The organism is Flavobacterium panici (assembly GCF_903819335.1).
Taxonomy (GTDB): Bacteria; Bacteroidota; Bacteroidia; order Flavobacteriales; family Flavobacteriaceae; genus Flavobacterium; species Flavobacterium panici.
Map to the genome: position 1 here is coordinate 1 of NZ_CAIJDE010000019.1, position 312 is coordinate 312.

Annotated in this window: 1 rRNA gene; it reads left to right on the plus strand. The window is 49.7% G+C overall.

Features of this window, described 5'->3' with window-relative positions:
* Window positions 1-312: ribosomal RNA gene (locus FLAPXU55_RS01710) — 23S ribosomal RNA — on the plus strand; the annotation flags it as partial.

Here is a 312-nt window from a genome sequence, read left to right on the forward strand (position 1 = left end):
GGCAAACCCGCTGAACTGAAACATCTAAGTAGGCGGAGGAGAAGAAAACAAAAGTGATTCCGTAAGTAGTGGCGAGCGAACGCGGATTAGCCCAAACCAGTGTTGTTACGGCAATGCTGGGGTTGTAGGACCACGACATTTTATGCATGCAGAACCGGAAGTTACTGGAAAGTGACGCCGTAGAGGGTGATAGCCCCGTATGGGTAATAAATGTAATAGATAGTGGTATCCTGAGTAGGGCGGGGCACGTGAAACCCTGTCTGAATTTGGCGGGACCATCCGCTAAGGCTAAATACTCCTGAGAGACCGATA